Source organism: Nitrosomonas sp. (assembly GCF_019752095.1).
Taxonomy (GTDB): Bacteria; Pseudomonadota; Gammaproteobacteria; order Burkholderiales; family Nitrosomonadaceae; genus Nitrosomonas.
In genome coordinates this window covers 38,539-54,406 of sequence record NZ_JAIEMO010000038.1, presented here as the reverse complement: position 1 = coordinate 54,406, position 15,868 = coordinate 38,539, and the positions used below count along the sequence as shown (strand labels likewise).

Here is a 15,868-nt window from a genome sequence, read left to right as displayed (position 1 = left end):
AAAGCGGCACTAGGTAATTGCCAGATGTGTGATGCCCGAATGGATATCCTGTGTTTTAGCTTCAGCGCCCTCGAGCTTGATTTGCAGGCGCAATTCATTCATTGAGTCGGCATTGCGCAGTGCATCTTCATAACTGATTTTACCGGCTTCATAGAGATCAAACAGCGCCATATCAAAGGTTTGCATGCCCATTTCACGCGAACTTTTCATGATGGTCTTGATTTCATGCACATTGCCTTTAAAAATCAAATCTGAAATTAACGGTGAGTTAAGCAGAACTTCGATAGCCGCAACCCTTCCTTTGCTGTCTTTAGCCGGGATCAATCGTTGTGCCACCAATGAGCGCAAATTCAGCGATAAATCCATCAATAACTGCGCTCTGCGTTCTTCCGGGAAAAAATTGATGATGCGATCGAGTGCCTGATTGGCGCTGTTGGCGTGTAATGTTCCCATGCAAAGATGGCCGGTTTCGGCAAACGCAATCGCGTGTTCCATAGTTTCACGATCGCGGATTTCGCCAATCAATATGACATCGGGGGCTTGCCGCAGTGTGTTTTTCAGTGCGGCTTCCCATGATTCGGTATCGACCCCTACTTCGCGCTGGGTGATGACGCAGTTAATGTGCTCGTGAACATATTCCACCGGGTCTTCGATGGTGATGATGTGGCCATAGCTATTCTTGTTGCGATGTCCAATCATTGCTGCCATGGATGTCGATTTTCCGGAACCGGTTCCGCCGACAAAAATTACCAGACCCCGTTTGCTCATCACAACTTCCTTAAGCACTTGCGGTAGAGCTAAATCATCAAACTCAGGGATTTTGGTGGTGATAGTACGTAATACCATGCCAACGCGTTGTTGTTGAACAAATGCGTTGACACGGAAACGCCCGATTCCGGCCGGGCTAATCGCAAAATTGCATTCTTGCGAGGCTTGAAATTCGTCGGTCTGCTTTTCATTCATGATCGCTTTAGCCAACATTTCGGTGTGCTGTGCAGTTAAGGATTGTTGAGAGACCGGGGTCATTTTTCCGTCGATTTTGAATGCAGGTGGAAATCCGGCTGTAATGAACAGATCCGAGGCTTTCTTGCCCAGCATTAAGCGCAGTAAATTCGATATAAATTTTGCTGCTTGTTCTTTGTCCATTGGTCGCTCCTGAAACATACATTAAACTTGATTGCTCGACTAAACCCTGAAATTGTCCTTATTCATTGCTTGCGTTCTGGCTTCTGCGACTGAGACGGCATTGCGTTTTACCAGGTCGGTTAGGTTTTGATCTAGTGTTTGCATACCTGCATTCTGACCCGTTTGTATCGCTGAATACATTTGTGCAACTTTGCCTTCACGGATTAAATTTCGAATCGCTGGAGTACCAATCATAATTTCATGCGCAGCTACGCGCCCCTTGCCATCCTTGGTTTTTAACAGTGCCTGAGAAATTACTGCGCGCAATGATTCCGATAGCATCGCGCGAATCATTTCTTTTTCTTCCGCCGGAAACACGTCGATTACACGATCAATAGTTTTAGCCGCCGAGCTGGTATGCAATGTTCCAAATACCAAGTGACCGGTCTCAGCTGCGGTCATCGCCAGCCGTATGGTTTCAAGGTCGCGCAATTCGCCTACCAGAATAATGTCAGGATCTTCACGCAGGGCAGAACGCAGCGCATTTGAGAAACTTAATGTATCGCGTCCTATCTCTCGTTGATTTATCAAGCATTTCTTGCTTTCGTGCACGAATTCAATTGGGTCTTCAAGTGTTAAGATATGGCCATACTCATTCTCATTGATGTCATTGACCATTGCAGCGAGAGTAGTCGATTTTCCTGAACCGGTAGGACCTGTTACTAATACAACTCCACGCGGTTGCTTGGCAATTTCAGCAAAAATTTTGGGTGCGCGTAAATCTTCCAAACTGAGCACCTTGGATGGAATCGTTCGCATAACTGCCGCTGCACCGCGTTGTGTATTGAATGCATTTACCCGGAAACGGGCGAGATTTGGTATCGCAAAGGAAAAATCACATTCCAGATGCTCTTCGTAAAGTTTGCGCTGACCATCATTCATAATGTCATATATCATCGCGTGTACATCTTTATGAGGCATTTCCGGCAAATTGATGCGACGGATGTCACCATGCACCCGGATCATCGGAGACATGCCCGCAGATAAATGCAAATCGGAAGCGTTGTTTTTAACCACAAAGGCGAGTAGCTCGACAATATTCATTAGGTGTCCTCTTGTGACGATGCAAAATGTAACGGGAGTGTTCTACAACTGATCAGCCTGAAAAATCGTTGTGAAAGGCCATCTGCACTGCTGTTGCAACGTTGAGAGCTAAACCTATTTTGCTCGCTTTTGCTTTGTGCAGACTGCCTTGAAAACGTATCTCAACTGCTTGTTAATGCGATCAATCATTAGCCAGCTCGTTTGTTAACGGACAGAGCAAATAAAAAATTGAGACAAGTTGGCACTGACTGTTTTCAACAATATTGCAAGATCAAATATAATTTTTACGTGGATTGATTAACCGCATCCTTGATTCGATTAGCCCACGCTGTGGCTTCCAATTCCAGCTTAATGAATTCATCCATGTTGATAAATCCCATTTCTGACAAAATTGATGACACTGTTTCATATTCACCTTTTTCATGGGCTTCAATTAATTCCAGTTGATGCCCCAAATAGCCCCGTCGTGTCAATAGAGCTTCGCCCATATCTTTTTGAATACTTAGCGTGCTAACAAGCTCGGACATTTCCATCCCGAGCAAAGTATCCAGTAACGATAGAACGCCTACCATAAAGGCACGATCCTGATGATTTTTATCGTGTGGACGATCCGCAATGGCAATTGCTTCTAACAATCTGCCACGCACTGTGGCTGTCTGCATTAACGCATCCGACGCGCCACCATCTCTTTGCTTAGCAGCATAGAGCAATATCTGGATCCAGCGTTGAAGCTGTTTCCGGCCAATAATCATAATGGCTCGCTTGATGGAGTTAATCGTGCTAGGCAAACCGCCCGCAGCGGAATTTACCATGCGTAACAAGTTATAGCTTAAGCCGGGCTGAAACTTGAGTTCGTTCTCAATTTCAGTTACTTCACCGTCTTTAACTACTAACAGCAATAATTTCAATAGAGATAGCTTCGAGGGGTCAATACGTTTTCCAGTAATAATTTCTGGTTTTGCAAAATAAAAGCCTTGCAGCATTTGAAAGTTCAGCGCGATACAATTTCGGGCGATTTCCTTGCTTTCAACTTTCTCCGCCAGTAATAACACCGGCCAACGCCTTAGATTCTTTATAAGATTTAGTAGGTTATTCTGGTTTAGTGCGGTAATGTTAATCTTCACTATATTAATGAGCGGCATGATGCGTTCAAACCGCTGATCTAGCTGAACGACATTCGATAGCGCCAATTGATAACCTTTTTGTTTTAAGAATAAACAGCGTTGTATGATTTCATCATTAATCTCTACGCTTCTCAAAATTTCGAGGACTACATGTTTCTTTGGGAGCATGCAGATTGCATCATTCATCAATAACTTAGCATCAACTTTAATAAATCCGCGTCGTTTGCCGATCACATTTTCTATACCTAATTGACCATAGGTATCAATGATGACATTGGCTGAAGCAGCAGAATTATCGGTGACCTCAACGATGTTATTTTGATTGGTGCGAAATAAAAGCTCAAACGCCACTAAATTTTGTTTGCTATCCAGAATCGGTAGTCTGCCAAGATAAACTTCCATCCTATTTTCCTCTATAACTTCACGTTATCCTGCATGCACCTGTTTATCGTCCAGAATTGAAACGAATTGAGTTTTTGTGTAATATTGCAAGCTTATGTAATAAAAGAAATATATAGCGCAAGGCGCGAGAAAGCACGGGTTGACTGAGGACATATTCTTTCAAGCTGTCAGTTAATGGATGGCATTGAATACTTCAATAACTTGCAATTTAGCTACGGTAATAACCGATTCTACAATTTCTGCTGTCAAGCCAAGATAACTCCATGTTTTAAGAGCGCGATCTGATATGGCTGTTTCGAGGTTTATCGGTTGATTAGTACAAGGCTGGATATAATTGGCGATACTTATAGCCGCACAAAGTGTGCTGGCATCAGATTGATATTCTTCATTTTTCATGGGGTCAGATTGATATTCGACCATTTTCCATATGTTAGGTGGTAATTTCCATTGCTTTAAAAGTTCGGCACCCAATTGTGCATTGGTGAAACCAAAAATCTTCCGTTCTTCTTGGATTGCGGCATCTTCCCCTTGATTCAAGCAATGCAATATTTTTGCAGATTCTTTGGGAAACTGACTAAAAAGAATTAATCTACCAACATCATGCAACAATCCAGCGATGAAAAAACGCTCCCGGCTATCAACGCTTGACGTTAATAAGCGCGCGGTTACACCACTCGTGATGCTGTGATTCCAGAACATGTCCATGTTGACTAGATTAGGTGAAATTCCTTTAAAAGTTGTGGTCACTGATGATGCAATCACCAGATTACGTAATTCTTTATGTCCGACGATCGAGATGGCTTTCATAACGGTTTCAATTTTTCCAGAGAAACCAAAATAAGTACTGTTTGCGAACTTCAATAGTTTTGCTGTTAGTGCGGGATCACTTAAGATGATACGTTCTAACTCAGTATTTGTTGCTTCCCCTGAGTCAATTAAATCATTAATGCGAAACACAGCATCAGGTAAGGAAAAAATAGATCGAACGTTAGTGACTATTGTGCAAGGATCCATTTGAGTCTCAGAAAATTTGAGCTGTCGCTGATTTTAACTTTGTTAAGTACATTCTTTATGGTAGCTGCTTCTGATATTTGTGCTGCAACAACCATTCTTGTTGCCAACTTGAGTCATCAAGGTGATGATCCAAGCTTGCGAAGCAAAGATTAAACGAAAATTACTCTTATTGCTCTGAGGATTAAGCGGAGAAAATTGTCTGATTTCTCAGGAAAGGCGTAACTTTATTTGAGAGGATGAATCTATGATCCTGATTTTGCAGAAATAAGTGTCATATATTTTGCTTGAAGCTGTTCTTTGCTTTCCACGATAGCAGGGTTGGTTGTAATGCAATCTACCGGGCAGACCTCTATACATTGAGGTTCATTGTAGTGTCCGACGCATTCTGTACACAGGCTAGAATCAATTTGGTAAATTTCTTCACCTTGCGAAATCGCGCCATTGGGGCACTCGGGTTCGCAAACATCACAGTTGATACATTCATCGGTAATAATTAGTGCCATTTATATTCTCAAGATTATCGGGTTAATTTCTCACGCAGTTTTTTTGCGACCAGTGGGTGTACAAACGTATCAGCATTTCCGCCAAGCGATGCGATTTCACGCACGATGGTTGCAGAAACAAACATATATTGGTCTGAGGGCGTCATGAATAAAGTTTCCACATCAGGATATAACCCACGATTCATTCCGGCCATTTGGAATTCATATTCGAAATCTGAAGCAGCACGCAAGCCGCGCACAATTATTCGTGACCTTTGTTGCTGCAAAAAATTCATTAGTAAGCCAGAAAATGCAATAACTTTGACATTAGAACAATCCGACAGAACCTCCTGTGCCATCTCCACTCTTTCTTCTAAAGTAAAAAAAGGTTTCTTGCCGCTACTTACGGCGACTGCAATAACAACCTGGTCAAATAAACGCGAAGCGCGTCTAACTAAATCTTCATGCCCCCGGGTTATTGGATCAAACGTACCGGGATAAATCGCCTTATCCATTGTGTGCCAACTTCAGCAGTTGATAGCGAACAGTTCCCGCTTTAGCGCTGCGATGTATTTTCCATTGTTTATCCAAATTCCATATGCCTCTGGATTCAGAATAAACCAGTCCATCTTGTTCAAGATGGACTGGCAGCAACGGCATCAATCCAGGTAGTAAATCAAGACGATAGGGTGGGTCAAGAAAAATAACATCAAATTTACGTGCATCAGATTTCATAAAATTTAGCGCATTCATTAGGAGCAATTCAACCTGCATTGCTTGGAATTTCTCTTTATTTTCCTTTAGTGCTTTATATACTCGTGCATCATTATCAACCATAACTACTTGTGCTGCGCCACGTGACGCAGCCTCGAAACCTAACGCGCCACTACCAGAAAACAGATCGAGGCAACGCAGACCACTTAAGTCCTGCTCTAGCCAATTAAAAACTGTTTCACGTATTCTATCGGAAGTGGGCCTTAAATCAGGATGTTCCGGAAAAGTCAGCAAACGGCTGCGCCATTGACCACCGATGATGCGGATTTTTCCTTGAATTAGCGTCATACAGCAAATATTTTTTACTCAATCGCTCCAGCGATGACGGCTACCATGCCATCGGGCTGGATTCGCCGCTGAAATGCTTGCTGAATTTGCTCGGTAGTTACTGCTTCAACGGCTTCCAGGTAATCTGTCAGATAAGTAAGTGGCAATTGATAAAAACCGATTACGGATAGAAAACCTAATATTTTGCTATTACTGTCGAGCCGCAATGGAAAACCACCGATAATATTTTGTTTAGCTGCTACTAATTCTTTTTCCGTTGGGCCATTCAATACAAAATCTTTAAGTACTTTTTGGGTTAAAGCAAATGCTTCCTCGGATTGCTCTTTTTTAGTTTGCAAGCCAATTTGAAACGGCCCTTGCTCTTTATATGGTGCAAAAAAACTGTAAACGCTATAAGCCAAACCGCGTTTTTGTCGTACTTCTTCCATCAGGCGTGAAACAAACCCTCCACCTCCTAGGATATGATTTCCAACCAGCAGGGAAAAATAGTCGGGATCATTCCGGCGCAATCCGGGGTAAGCCAGTTGAATGTGACTTTGTGCGGCGGGGTGAGGTAGTCTTTTTATTTCTGCCTTCGGAAGTATGACTTGCGGAACGTCCTTTGATTGCCCAGTCGAAGGTAAGCTTGCAGTCAATTTTTCTGCAATTGCTGCTGCTTCAAGTCGAGTTACATCACCGATAATTGCTATCACAGCACCTTCCGCTACATAATGGGAGCGATAAAAAGTGAGTAGATCCTCGCGTTGTAATTTATCGAGCGTCTCAATTTCACCCCGCTCATTGAATCCATAGGGATGATTGCCGTATAGCATCTTCATTAATTCGCGCTCGGCGATATAATCCGGTTTAGTGCTTGATTCTCTTATACTTGAAATAATTCTTGCTTTTTCCCTCGACAAGATAGCTTGTGGGAATTCCGGAAATTGAATAATACGGGAAAATACATCCAGTGCTTGTTTGCGTTCTAGTTCACTACTCAAGGTACGTAAAACAATGCCAGCACGATCCCGATCAAAATGACTTCTGGTTTGCGCTCCCACATCGGCTAATGCAGTGGCGATTTTATCTTCAGACAAGCCGCCTGCACCCAGGCTGAGCAGATGTTGCACCAGGTTGGCGCGACCTGATTGACTCGGAATATCCATACTGCTACCTGCCGCAAATTCGACACTCACATCCAGTATCGGTAGGTCATGATTCTCCACGAAATATACTTGTGCCCCAGAAGAAGCCTGCCAAAATTGGATTGGTAGCGAAGCTAATGCCCACGGGGAATAAAGGCCAAGCAGTATAAAAAAGAAGAATTGTTTCATGGGTACCAGAGCCTCCTGCAGTACGCTTATCAGAGCAAGCATGTTATAAAATTTGCAATTAACCACTATTGCGTAACCCTGCTGTTACACCGTTGATGGTGAGATGAATAGAACGTTTAACTTCTTCACTATCTTCGCCAGATCGATAGCGGCGAAGCAATTCCACTTGTAAGTGATTAAGCGGATCGATATAAGGGATTCTATTGCGGATGCTGCGTGCTAATGTCGGATTATCTTGTAGTAACTCGACATTACCAGTGATCGCAAATAGCCACTTTTCACTTCTCACACGCTCTTCTCGGATGCGTGCAAAAATCTGCTTACGCAGTACAACATCGTCTACCAATTCAGCATAGCGTGAGGCAATACCCATGTCTGTCTTAGCTAGTACCATATCCATATTCGACAACAGCGTTTGCATAAAGGGCCATTTTTGGTACATTTCTTGCAATAAGGCGAGCCCTTGGTCATTTTGATCTTGTTGATTTACAAATGTTTCCACTGCGTGGCCGAAACCATACCAGCCTGGCAGCATCATCCGACTCTGACTCCAGCTGAATACCCATGGAATCGCACGTAAATCTTCAATGTCATCGGAATTTCTGCGCGAGGGTGGTCGACTGCCTATGTGCAAACCTGCCATTTCCCGGATGGGTGTTGATTCCAGAAAAAATTGCTTGAATCCCGGAGTTCCGAACACTAAATCTTGATAAGCTGCAAAAGAAACTTCTGCGAGTTTACTCATCGCGGGATAATATCGATCTGCATTTTTGCCGATCGAGTCATGGCCTAGTAAAGTTGCTTCCATTGTCGCGGCCACTAAAGTTTCAAGGTTGCGACGCCCAATCTCAGGTTCTGCATATTTGCTGCTGATGACTTCACCCTGTTCGGTTACACGTATCTGACCATTCACGCTACCGGGAGGTTGTGCCAAGATGCTCTGATAACTCGGCCCACCGCCACGCCCTACAGTGCCACCACGACCATGAAATAGACGTAATCCAATCTGATGTTTAGCAAAAATTTTAGTCAGTGCAATTTCTGCCTTGTAAATCTCCCAATTCGAAGCGATAAATCCACCATCTTTATTGCTATCGGAATACCCTAACATGACTTCTTGTACACTGCCTACTGAACTTAACAGCTTGCGGTAATAGGGTAGTGAAAATAATTGATCCATAATTTCACCGCAACTTTGCAAATCAGAAATTGTTTCAAACAATGGGATAATATTGATATGCAACTGGGGATTTTCTCCGGTTTGCAGCAAATCTACTTGACGTAACAAGTATGCTACTTCCAGTATATTGACCACCCCAGTGGTCATGGAAATAATATAATTCGGCATTGCTGCGTGTCCGAAACGACGATGAATTTCAGCCGCGCACTGCAAAATGTGTAATTCGGATTGCGTCGTTTCAGAAAACTCCGATGGAATAGTCAATAATGGATGTAATCGATTGATTTCCAACAACAACAAATCGATGCGTTCTTTCTCACTCAGTTGCAAATAATCCTTGTGACCGGTGTAGTATTCAAATAATTCGCTTACTACTCCTTCATGGATTTTGCTGTGCTGCCGCATATCCAGAGGCGCAAGATGAAAACCGAATACATCTGCAGCTCGCCGCAAATTACGTAATTCGCCACGCGCTACCCAAGAAGATTTATGCTGTTTCAGGGATTGAATGATTGTCTCGAGATCGTGCATAAATTCAGCGCTATCGACGTAAGGTTCTTTGGTTTCTTCCGTGCTTAGTTGCAAAACTTGATGCCCAAATTTTTTTGCGGTGGCGACCAAGCGAGCACCTATACTCAGAAAAATGCGCCGATAAGGCTCATCAGACCGATTTGGAATATCCGGGGCGGTAGCAAGTAAATTTTTAACTTCGTCACTGATTTCTACCAAGCGTTCGGTCAAGCTCATGGAACGACCGATTTTTTGCACGGCATCAATATAATATTCCAGTGCCACCGCTGATTGACGTTCTACAGCGCGCAACATGACTTCGTGTGTTACAAAAGGATTGCCATCGCGATCGCCGCCAATCCAGCTTCCAATTCGCAGAAACGAAGTCACCAATGGAATATCGTTGACCAGCCGACGCTCCAGCAAATCTTCCATTTTTGCGTAGATATATGGGATTTCACTTAAAAACGTATAGCTGTAATACGCTAAACCATTTTCAATCTCATCATAGACGGACAAACGAGTCGGACGTAACATGCGTGTTTGCCACAAAATTTGAATTGTAGCGCGCTGATTCTCTTCATTATGACGTAACTCATTTGGAGTCAGCTCAGTCCATGCTCGTTCTTTTAGTAAGCGCTCAATGGCTAATTGGCAATCCAATATGCTTCTGCGCTGTACTTCAGTTGGGTGCGCGGTCAGAACTGGAGAAACAATCGCTTTCTTGAAAAAATCAGCAAGGACTGTTCGTGTATTACTACTGCTTTCCAATACACGCTCTAGCGCTAATGTTACACTCCCTGCTTGTGGCGTTGAACCGGCTCGTAGGTGAGCCCGCCGCCGCCGGTTATGATGCACATCCTCTGCTATATTGGAGAGCAGTGAGAAATAACTAAAGGCACGAACAACTGGCAATGAGTCTCTATCGCTTAATTGCTTGAGTATCGCTTCCAATTCATGCCTTGCAGTGGGATCCTGCTCACGATGAAAACGAATCGCTATTTGGCGTATATTTTCCACCAATTCGAAGGCGTTATCTCCTTCTTGCTCACGTACCGTGTCGCCCAGAATGCGTCCAAGAAAACGAATGTCCTCGCGCAATGGTAAATCTTTATCATTTGCTAACTGATTATTAACATCATCATTCTCTGAATCAACATCATTCATTACGTTCTGCATCCGCTATAAAATATGAAACCAGCGACCACTCGCGATACGCCAAGTCAGGGCTGGCCATGCTAAAATGATCGCCAGTAGGAATTTTTTGTAATTTTTTCATTTATATTATTAATGCCCAATTCATTTTTATTTCCCAAGAAAATTGTCATTGCTTCACGAGAAAGCTTACTTGCTATGTGGCAAGCCAAGTTCATTCAAAAATGCTTAAGCGAATTATACCCGCAAACTGAAATCAGCATACTTGGTATGACAACACGCGGTGATCAGATACTGGATCAATCATTATCTAAAATTGGCGGAAAAGGCTTATTTATTAAGGAACTTGAACAAGCTCTGGAAGATGGTCGCGCTGATATCGCAGTGCATTCCATGAAAGACATGCCTATGAATGTTCCAGCAGGATTCAAGCTAGCTGCGATAACTAAGCGAGAAGATCCACGCGATGCGTTTGTTTCTAATCACTATGCGAGTTTGGACGTGTTACCTGCAGGTAGTGTCGTTGGCACATCAAGTTTGCGACGCGAAAGCCAATTGCGTGCACATTTTCCGCAACTTCAAGTGCAACCATTGCGAGGCAATGTTCAAACCCGGTTACGCAAACTCGATGAAGATCAGTATGCAGCGATTATTCTGGCTGCCGCCGGTTTAAAACGGCTTGAACTTTCCAATCGCATTACAGCATTACTCAATCCTGAACAAAGCTTGCCTGCGGTTGGACAAGGTGCTTTGGGGATCGAATGCAGAGCGGATCGTCTAGATTTGGTTAAGCTTATGCAGCCATTACACCACCAGGAAACTGCTTATTGTGTCGAAGCTGAGCGTTCGGTGAGTCGTGTATTGGGAGGCAGTTGTCAGGTGCCATTAGGGGCTTTTGCTGAAATTAACAATAACAAACTGCAACTTCGTGGATTTGTTGCGCAACCTGATGGTAAACGTATCGTGAGCGGAGCATTAGATGGCGAGCCGGAAACGGGTATTGCAATGGGGCAGCAATTGGCGCAAAAGCTAATTAAGCAAGGTGCAGATAAAATTCTGGCTGCTTTGGTATCTGCCGAAGGCTGGAATTGACTGCCAGTAAACAATTAGCTGGGATTAATATACTGGTCACTCGTCCAATACATCAAGCTACTCTTCTTGCAGAAGGTATTCATGCTAGCGGTGGCAATCCGATTTTACTTCCAGTATTGGAAATCGCTGATGTCGCGAATATTACCCCACTGATCGATCTGATCAAACGCTTGGATGAGTTTGATTGGGCGGTATTTGTCAGTCCTAATGCTGTTACCAAAAGTATGGATTTAATTGCCAAGCAGCGTGTGTTCCCTCCCCACTTAAAAATAGCTGCTGTAGGAAAAAGCACTGCGAATACATTAAGAAAGTATGGCGTCAACGAGGTTCTTATCCCAATCGAACGCTTTGATAGTGAGGAGCTACTTAAATCGAGGGAATTACAGAATATGGGCGGCAAACGTGTTGTAATTTTTCGTGGTAATGGCGGGCGGACGCTATTGGGTGACACGCTTGTACAACGCGGTGCGTATATCGAATATGCCGAATGCTATCTACGCAGAAAACCAGATATTGATAGCGCACCTTTACTTGCCGCCTGGTCACAAGGGGAAATACACGGAGTAATCATTACGAGCAGTGAGGGATTGCATAATTTATTTGACATAATAGGCAAGCTTGGCCAACAATTACTCAAAGTGACTCCGGTTTTTACAGCCCATGAGCGCATAGCTCAAGTGGCCAAAGAATTAGGGTTGGAAAAAATCGTAAAAGTAGCATGCGCTGGAGATGAAGGTTTACTGAAAGGTTTGCATATATACTTTCAGACAATGGGAAGATAGCTTTTGTTTTGAATGAAATATAAGGAAAGGGGCCCAGAAAATAAAGTATAAATAGTCGCGCATCAATTGTACTCACTGGGTGGTGGGTGTGTATTTGTAATCCGTGATATAAATTAATAATGATCGACTCTAATGCAATGGGGAGAATATATGAAACTGATAGTCTGGCTAATAGCACTATTCACTGCTGCTGTAGCTGTTACACTTGCTGCTAAAAACATCACTGGGCAAGCTTCACTGGTGATGCCGCCCTATCAATTAGAGCTACCGCTCGATCAGTTTATTATTGTTGTGATCGTGGCTTTTATAGTTTTCTATTTGCTAGTACGATTCATCCTGGGGGTATTGGGATTCAGCAAAAGGCACCGCCACAAAAAAACAGATGAGATGCTGCTATCCGGACTAAAAGCCTACTTTGAAGGTGATTTTGTTAAAGCACAAAAAAATACCGCCACTGCATTAAAGTTAGCAAATTCAGAAACTATCAAAACAATTAGCGCTGTCATTGCAGCTCGTTCAGCACACAAACTTGATCAAGATACAGCACGAGATCAATATTTAAATGATGCTCTTAATCAAGCGCCGAGTGAAAAATCTTTGTGCCTTGCCACTAAAGCTAAGTTCCAGTTAGATGATGGACATTATCAGGATGCACTTAAAACCTTACAGTTATTGTATTCAGAAGGAGGGTTGCAACCTACTGCGGTGTTGCAACTGGAGCTGGAGGCTCAGCAACAGGGTGGAAATTGGGATGCAGTATTGGAGTTAACTGAAGTACTGGCGAAACGTCAATCGGCTAATAAAGCACACATAAAGCAGTTAAGACACGATGCGCAAATAGAAAGTATTAGAAGCAAAGCAACCGATTTGCAGTCCTTGAATCAGTATTGGTTGCACATATCGCCGATGGAAAAGATGGATAGTAAACTTTGTGCAGCTGCAGTGCGTGCCTACAGTTCTCTAGGAGACTGCGTAGCAGCAAATCGGATTATTGAACAAAATGTTCCGATCACATGGGATAGTAACTTAATTGAACTTTATGCGGAATGCTTGGGCTCTCATGTCAATAGGCAGATTGAATGCGCAGAAGTTTGGCTGAAATCACGACCTAACAATGCGCAATTGTTGTTGACGCTTGGTAAACTTTGTACTCATTGTGAGCTTTGGGGTAAAGCGCAAAATTATTTAGAAGCTAGCTTATCGGTTGAGCCAAGTTATAAAGCACATTTTGCATTAGCACAACTAAACGAGAAGCTGGGTAAACATGAATTGGCTATGAATCATTAAATAAAGGACTCGAATTTATTCCTAAACGGCTTATTAACTAAGCCGTTGGGGGATTTCCAGTGGGGATTACAAAAGCATGGGCAGGCGGAAGTGAGTGCTAAAAAGCATTTAAATTTGTTTCGTTTCAACCTCATCACCGTGACTTAAGCTGGCTACTCAGCGTCTTTGCTTTATATGGCTCCGGATTCCTTAGTTATTGAGGGATTGTTTGTCGAGGGTGTGAATACATCTGAGAAAAAAGCATTTTTAGGTAATTTACAATAAAGGGTGAAGTCATGGTATGCTGCTTTTATCATAGCGGGGATGCCACAGGCGTATACTTGATATTTTTCTAGATTCTCGAAATCCTGCATCACGGTTTCATGAACTAATCCTATTTTCCCTGTCCAGTTATCAGTTGACAGAGGTTCAGATAATACAGGCACAAAGGTGAAGTTTTCATGCTGTTGCTGCCAACTGCCAGCTAATTCAGATAAATATAAATCGGCTTTTGTACGTGCGCCCCAGTAAAGAACCATTTTTCTTTTGCTGCTTCTGTTTTTTTCTTGATATAAAACGTGTTCAAGAATGCTTTTTACTGGCGCAAATCCGGTTCCACTCGCTAGAAAAATAATTGCAGTATCTTCGGGTGCATCGCGCAGAAAGAACGATCCAAGTGGTCCGATAAATCGAACAATATCTTTAACCCTCATTTGGTTAAAAACATATTCTGTGAATGCGCCTCCAGGGTAATTGCGTACATGTAATTGCAGAAACTCATCATTATGAGGCGCATTTGCCAAAGAAAAGCTCCTATGCTTTCCATCTTTGAGCAAGATGTCGATATATTGACCTGGCAAAAATTGTAGCCGCTGCTTGGCAGGAAGTTTTAATGAAATAACCATGACATCGGGAGCGACAAGATCCAGCTTATGTACGCGACAAGGCAAGGTCTTTATTTCGATATCTTTAATTGCGTTGATTTCCTGGCATTCAATGATCAAGTCGGTCAATGGAGAAGCGCAGCAGAACAACGCGTTACCAGCTCTTTTTTCTTCTTCAGTCAAGGCCTCTTCACTATGACGACCGTAGTTCACCGATCCTCGTATGATTTTTCCTTTACAAATTCCGCAGGAACCGTTACGACAGCCGTAAGGTAGTGAGAATCCTTCTCGTTGAGCCGCATCAAGAATGGTTTCTCCCGGCTTTACTGTTAATATATGTCCACTGGGTTGAATAAGGATTTGGTACGACATTGAGTAGCAGATAAATAATAAATATTATTTGGAAATGGAATAGATTGTATGAAAAAAAAACTGTTAATTATCGGCTGCGGCGATGTTGCTTTGCGGACAGTGCCACTGTTAAAAACACATTACCGTATCCTCGGTTTATACCGTAGCGTAGACCGTGCTGATCTGTTACGCGCAAATGGCATTACTCCAATTTACGGTAATTTAGATTGCCCAAAAAGTCTTAAGAAGCTCGCGGGAATAGCCCATTTAGTATTACACTTGGCTCCTCCACCCAATCATGGGAAACGGGACACAAGAACGCTGCATTTATTGTCTGCTCTAACAAAACAAGCCAAAATCAATTCGACGATTTTACCACAACGGCTTATCTATATCAGTACTAGCGGGGTTTATGGTAATTGCCATGGGGATTTAATTGATGAAACTCATCCTGTTCATCCTGAAAATGATCGAGCTATACGACGTGTCTTTGCTGAAAGGCAAATACGTAACTGGGGAAAACGTAATCACATTCCAACGTGTATAGTGCGCGTACCTGGGATCTATGCAGCTAGTAGATTACCTTTGCAACGTCTGCGAGATGGCCATCCCGCATTATTGGACGTGGAAGATAGTTATACCAATCACATACATGCAGATGACCTTGCTCAGATTATTTTTGCTGCTATACGGTTTGCCAAAACAAATAGAATTTATCACGCTTGCGACGATTCTCATCTCAAAATGGGCGAGTATTTTGATTTAGTTGCTGATCATTTTGCTTTACCACATCCTCCTCGCATCACTCGAGATCAAGCTCGAGAACAAATAACACCCAGTATGTTATCTTTTATGAAGGAATCCAGGCGGCTTAGAAACTTCAGAATAAAAAAAGAATTACACGTTAGCTTGCTCTATCCGACAGTCCATGAAGGTGTTAAAGCCGCATTGATCACTAATCAGTAAATCAACGCTCAGTCTGGTATTAATCGTCAAATTTTTAGTTTACGCTAAGTAATAAT

The 15,868-nt window shown here is 42.9% G+C and carries 14 protein-coding genes; 4 read left to right on the top strand and 10 right to left on the bottom strand.

The window, feature by feature from the left end:
* Positions 1-9: 9 nt before the first annotated feature.
* The 9 genes from K2Q13_RS11635 to ppc form a co-directional block, all read right to left on the bottom strand.
* Positions 10-1,146: a PilT/PilU family type 4a pilus ATPase gene (locus K2Q13_RS11635; protein ID WP_292921296.1), complete on the bottom strand. Its 1,137-nt coding sequence runs from the start codon at positions 1,144-1,146 to the stop codon at positions 10-12.
* A gap of 39 nt (positions 1,147-1,185) precedes the next feature.
* Complete coding sequence (locus K2Q13_RS11630) at positions 1,186-2,229, bottom strand: type IV pilus twitching motility protein PilT (RefSeq protein ID WP_292921295.1); 1,044 nt, start codon at positions 2,227-2,229, stop codon at positions 1,186-1,188.
* A 284-nt stretch (positions 2,230-2,513) separates the two neighbouring features.
* Entirely contained in the window at positions 2,514-3,755 is a 1,242-nt protein-coding gene (locus K2Q13_RS11625; RefSeq protein ID WP_292921294.1) for an HDOD domain-containing protein, read from the bottom strand.
* Positions 3,756-3,926: 171 nt separating this feature from the next.
* A complete protein-coding gene (locus K2Q13_RS11620) occupies positions 3,927-4,769 on the bottom strand; it encodes an HDOD domain-containing protein (RefSeq protein WP_292921293.1) in 843 nt (280 codons plus the stop codon).
* A gap of 242 nt (positions 4,770-5,011) precedes the next feature.
* On the bottom strand, positions 5,012-5,272 hold the full coding sequence (locus K2Q13_RS11615; protein WP_292921292.1) for a YfhL family 4Fe-4S dicluster ferredoxin: 261 nt from the start codon (positions 5,270-5,272) through the stop codon (positions 5,012-5,014).
* Between the two features lie 14 nt (positions 5,273-5,286).
* Positions 5,287-5,766: a pantetheine-phosphate adenylyltransferase gene (coaD, locus tag K2Q13_RS11610; protein WP_292921291.1), complete on the bottom strand. Its 480-nt coding sequence runs from the start codon at positions 5,764-5,766 to the stop codon at positions 5,287-5,289.
* Entirely contained in the window at positions 5,759-6,313 is a 555-nt protein-coding gene (gene rsmD, locus K2Q13_RS11605; RefSeq protein ID WP_292921290.1) for a 16S rRNA (guanine(966)-N(2))-methyltransferase RsmD, read from the bottom strand. Before rsmD ends, coaD begins: the two co-directional genes overlap by 8 nt.
* Before the next feature lie 14 nt (positions 6,314-6,327).
* On the bottom strand, positions 6,328-7,626 hold the full coding sequence (locus K2Q13_RS11600; protein ID WP_292921289.1) for a pitrilysin family protein: 1,299 nt from the start codon (positions 7,624-7,626) through the stop codon (positions 6,328-6,330).
* 58 nt (positions 7,627-7,684) lie between these two features.
* The gene (gene ppc / locus K2Q13_RS11595) at positions 7,685-10,483 is read right to left on the bottom strand and encodes a phosphoenolpyruvate carboxylase (RefSeq protein WP_292921288.1); all 2,799 of its coding nucleotides are present in this window, start codon (positions 10,481-10,483) and stop codon (positions 7,685-7,687) included.
* Between the two features lie 123 nt (positions 10,484-10,606).
* Here ppc and hemC point away from each other — a divergent pair, with 123 nt between their 5' ends.
* The 3 genes from hemC to K2Q13_RS11580 all read left to right on the top strand — a co-directional run bounded on the left by hemC (position 10,607) and on the right by K2Q13_RS11580 (position 13,632).
* The gene (gene hemC, locus K2Q13_RS11590; protein WP_292921287.1) at positions 10,607-11,563 is read left to right on the top strand and encodes a hydroxymethylbilane synthase; all 957 of its coding nucleotides are present in this window, start codon (positions 10,607-10,609) and stop codon (positions 11,561-11,563) included.
* A complete protein-coding gene (locus K2Q13_RS11585; RefSeq protein WP_292921286.1) occupies positions 11,560-12,345 on the top strand; it encodes a uroporphyrinogen-III synthase in 786 nt (261 codons plus the stop codon). Before hemC ends, K2Q13_RS11585 begins: the two co-directional genes overlap by 4 nt.
* A gap of 150 nt (positions 12,346-12,495) precedes the next feature.
* On the top strand, positions 12,496-13,632 hold the full coding sequence (locus K2Q13_RS11580; RefSeq protein ID WP_292921285.1) for a heme biosynthesis HemY N-terminal domain-containing protein: 1,137 nt from the start codon (positions 12,496-12,498) through the stop codon (positions 13,630-13,632).
* A gap of 170 nt (positions 13,633-13,802) precedes the next feature.
* On the opposite strand, the gene K2Q13_RS11575 is transcribed toward K2Q13_RS11580, so the two are convergent.
* Positions 13,803-14,867 carry a CDP-6-deoxy-delta-3,4-glucoseen reductase gene (locus tag K2Q13_RS11575; protein ID WP_292921284.1) on the bottom strand — a complete coding sequence of 355 codons (1,065 nt, stop codon included), beginning with the start codon at positions 14,865-14,867 and terminating at the stop codon, positions 13,803-13,805.
* Between the two features lie 48 nt (positions 14,868-14,915).
* Between K2Q13_RS11575 and K2Q13_RS11570 the strand changes: the two genes are divergently transcribed.
* Positions 14,916-15,812, top strand: a complete 897-nt coding sequence (locus K2Q13_RS11570) for an SDR family oxidoreductase (protein ID WP_292921283.1) — start codon at positions 14,916-14,918, stop codon at positions 15,810-15,812.
* Positions 15,813-15,868 lie beyond the last annotated feature (56 nt).